Source organism: Providencia huaxiensis (assembly GCF_002843235.3).
Taxonomy (GTDB): domain Bacteria; phylum Pseudomonadota; class Gammaproteobacteria; order Enterobacterales; family Enterobacteriaceae; genus Providencia; species Providencia huaxiensis.
The window spans coordinates 1-2,642 of record NZ_CP031120.1 but is presented as its reverse complement, the minus strand read 5'-3'; the positions used below and the strand labels follow the sequence as shown (position 1 = coordinate 2,642).

The window sequence follows — 2,642 nt, the reverse complement described above, 5'->3', positions numbered from 1 at the left end:
ATGACCCAATAACCGATCATGGGGAAAAGCAAAGACAGAATGACGTTGTCGCTTCGCTCCATTTTGATTAGTACCACATTGGGGCATTAGGCTTTTTTTATCTAAAATTTAATCTATCCTTAACTAAGGACCATTTAATTACCTAAGAAATTAAAAATGAAAGAAAAAATAAAAAAATTTATCGAAAAAAAACCAAAAGTAACAACAGAGGAAATACTAAATCACTTGTATCACGACATTATGATCCAAAAAGCACAAGGGAGAAGCTGGTCTAGCATTATAGATGAAATCAGTTTTTCTGGGATTTATGTCAGTGAAGCTTCATTTTACAAGCATGTAGTAAATAAAAAAAACCTAATTTAGGAGTGATAATGGGTAATACGGAGTGTTTATCATCAATCGCAGGCAAGGAACTAAAAAAATTAAGAAGAGACGCAGGCTATACCCGAGGGCAATTTGCTAAGTTAATAAACAAATCAGAGCAGCAATTATTTAGATATGAGCGATGTGTAAATAAAATTGATATCGATACTCTAATAAATTCATTAATTATTTTAGATACAGATATAGCATTATTCTTTACAAGAATAACGAAAATTTATAACAAAGAAGAAGACTCTCTATGTAGAACCCCTGCAATCAATATTTGATTTAAATCTCGACGTGACATTAACCAGTTTTTTTTGCAAAAAAAAAAATAAAAACATAATAATCAGCGAGTTATATATGAATGATATAAATGAAAAATTAGGCTTATTCTTAAGAAATGAAAGAATCTTAAATTCGTTATCAGGAGCAGAATTAGCTGAAATACTAAATATTAGTCAACAACAGGTATCTCGGTATGAAAGGGGTCAGCACAATTTCACAGTAAAATTTTTAATTTTTTACTGCAAAGCACTGCACATATCACTCGATAAACTAATAACACATGTTTTTTTAAGTGAATCTGATATTGAATTTAACGCTATCTACACAACTAAATTTAGAGCTGTAGAGCAGGAAAACTCAATCAATAATAATAAATAAAAAAATGATATAGCCGACCAATTATGAAGTGCCATTAATCCCTTTTATGTTAAACGGGCGAGTTAGTTAGCGAAAACCGCCCGTTCACCCCCATTAAAGCCCCTCAAAACGATTTTAAGACACGATCACCCTATAAAACACCCAAATCTACGCTGAAAGTTTAGAACGGTTTTGCGAGCTTCTGAGTGCGTTTTTAACATCATGCAAACTGACAAGTAAAACGATGCGAAATCGCTGAAAGACACAAACTTGTTTTGGGGGCAAAGCCCCCCGTCAAGCGAAGCGTCTGACCACCACATTTTTGAGCGACCAAATACAGGGCGAAAAAAGGGGGTGGTCAGACGAACGCAGTGAGTTTGACGGGCTTGGGTGAATGGCTTTTTTCGCAGGCGTCCAGCCGAAGAAAATAGCCAGAGGGCGGAGCCTTATGTCATTCATTTTCGTCCAGAAAATGAGTGGCATTGATACTGAAAGTATCATAGATGTAGGTTGGTAAAAGGATGATTTCATCCGTTATTTTACCCGTTATTCTATCCGTTATACCTAAATCGGATAAAATAACGGACAGAATAATGGATAGAATAACGGATAGATTAATGGGTAAGAAATGACACAACGTCATCTTGTGTCTATCTCTTATTCTGTATCTTATTCTCTGTATTATTCTGTGTATTAGAGAGAAATTAGATAGAATAAGATACGGAATAATACACAGGATAATAAACAAACATGACATTAACCTGCCTTTTCCTCGAGCTGTTTTAGCATCGAAACATCACCTAATAACCGTTGATTTTTACCTGTGAAAAAGATGATCGGGCTGACATTGTTCGGGAGTTCCGCACTCTATTGCCCAGCGGATCAACTCCGAAAAGGTCAATCCGTTCGGTTTCCAGTGTTTTTTATGCCGTGACGCTAACGCCTTAAATTTTTCACGCCCTCGATTGTATTTTTCTGCCCCGATCACCGGATCTTCACAACGAACCCCTTGAACCGGTCGCTTATCAAATGACAATTCCCATAATTTTATTTCTTCGATGTATTCGTAATCTGCCGGTGATGCCAAACGAAATAATTGAGACATAGTGATCCCCTCCGATGATGTGTGAACGGAGATATTATAAGGCTTTCGGGAAATTCCGCTTCCTCGACGTGAAACAAGTTCACGCCTTGCGGCGAGCGTTGCGAATTGAATTTACAGAAGTTATTAGGCTTCAGATGTAACAAAGCCCCGTGACAGCATCACAGGGCTCTGGTACTCTAAATCTTGTGCATTCATTGCTCAGATTTCGAAGTCGCATTCCAATCTTAGCAATGGGAAGCTAGCTTGTCACTACTTCCTTAAAACCATTCAACGACATTAACTCAAATGCACCACTTGATTGACTCGGACTTAGCCCGGTCTCCGAAAGGATAAACAGGCAAATTGTGGTAGTAAAACGTACCGGAAAACGAAATTCCGGCTCTGCCTCCGAATCACGCTGCGGTATCGAAAGATTACAGTGCGTACCTGATAAGAGCACCAATCAACGGACTAGGGATTTCTTGGATTGCGAAGTGTTGAAAGAAGCCCAACCTAACCAGACTTAGCGAGATTAAAGAGCTAAGAAGCC

5 protein-coding genes are annotated in these 2,642 nt (G+C 37.8%); 3 read left to right on the top strand and 2 right to left on the bottom strand.

All coding sequences use genetic code 11. The annotated features are described in order from the left end of the window. Positions 1-156 precede the first annotated feature (156 nt). The 3 genes from CYG50_RS00285 to CYG50_RS00275 all read left to right on the top strand — a co-directional run bounded on the left by CYG50_RS00285 (position 157) and on the right by CYG50_RS00275 (position 1,029). Complete coding sequence (locus CYG50_RS00285; protein WP_102140792.1) at positions 157-363, top strand: hypothetical protein; 207 nt, start codon at positions 157-159, stop codon at positions 361-363. An 8-nt stretch (positions 364-371) separates the two neighbouring features. After that, positions 372-650, top strand: a complete 279-nt coding sequence (locus tag CYG50_RS00280; RefSeq protein ID WP_102140793.1) for a helix-turn-helix domain-containing protein — start codon at positions 372-374, stop codon at positions 648-650. A gap of 76 nt (positions 651-726) precedes the next feature. After that, positions 727-1,029, top strand: a complete 303-nt coding sequence (locus CYG50_RS00275) for a helix-turn-helix domain-containing protein (protein ID WP_102140794.1) — start codon at positions 727-729, stop codon at positions 1,027-1,029. Positions 1,030-1,459: 430 nt separating this feature from the next. On the opposite strand, the gene CYG50_RS23345 is transcribed toward CYG50_RS00275, so the two are convergent. Together CYG50_RS23345 and CYG50_RS00265 are read right to left on the bottom strand one after the other, a co-directional pair. After that, the gene (locus CYG50_RS23345; RefSeq protein ID WP_033930082.1) at positions 1,460-1,651 is read right to left on the bottom strand and encodes a hypothetical protein; all 192 of its coding nucleotides are present in this window, start codon (positions 1,649-1,651) and stop codon (positions 1,460-1,462) included. A 174-nt stretch (positions 1,652-1,825) separates the two neighbouring features. Continuing rightward, positions 1,826-2,113 (bottom strand): hypothetical protein, encoded by a 288-nt coding sequence (locus CYG50_RS00265; RefSeq protein ID WP_102140791.1) that lies wholly within the window; start codon positions 2,111-2,113, stop codon positions 1,826-1,828. Positions 2,114-2,642: the final 529 nt, after the last annotated feature.

What these genes read in the sequence shown, in the direction of transcription:
- CYG50_RS00285 (WP_102140792.1), top strand. Translation starts at nt 157, where the DNA reads ATGAAAGAAAAAATAAAAAAATTTATCGAAAAAAAACCAAAAGTAACA.
- CYG50_RS00280 (WP_102140793.1), top strand. Translation starts at nt 372, where the DNA reads ATGGGTAATACGGAGTGTTTATCATCAATCGCAGGCAAGGAACTAAAA.
- CYG50_RS00275 (WP_102140794.1), top strand. Translation starts at nt 727, where the DNA reads ATGAATGATATAAATGAAAAATTAGGCTTATTCTTAAGAAATGAAAGA.
- CYG50_RS23345 (WP_033930082.1), bottom strand. Translation starts at nt 1,651, where the DNA reads ATGACGTTGTGTCATTTCTTACCCATTAATCTATCCGTTATTCTATCC.
- CYG50_RS00265 (WP_102140791.1), bottom strand. Translation starts at nt 2,113, where the DNA reads ATGTCTCAATTATTTCGTTTGGCATCACCGGCAGATTACGAATACATC.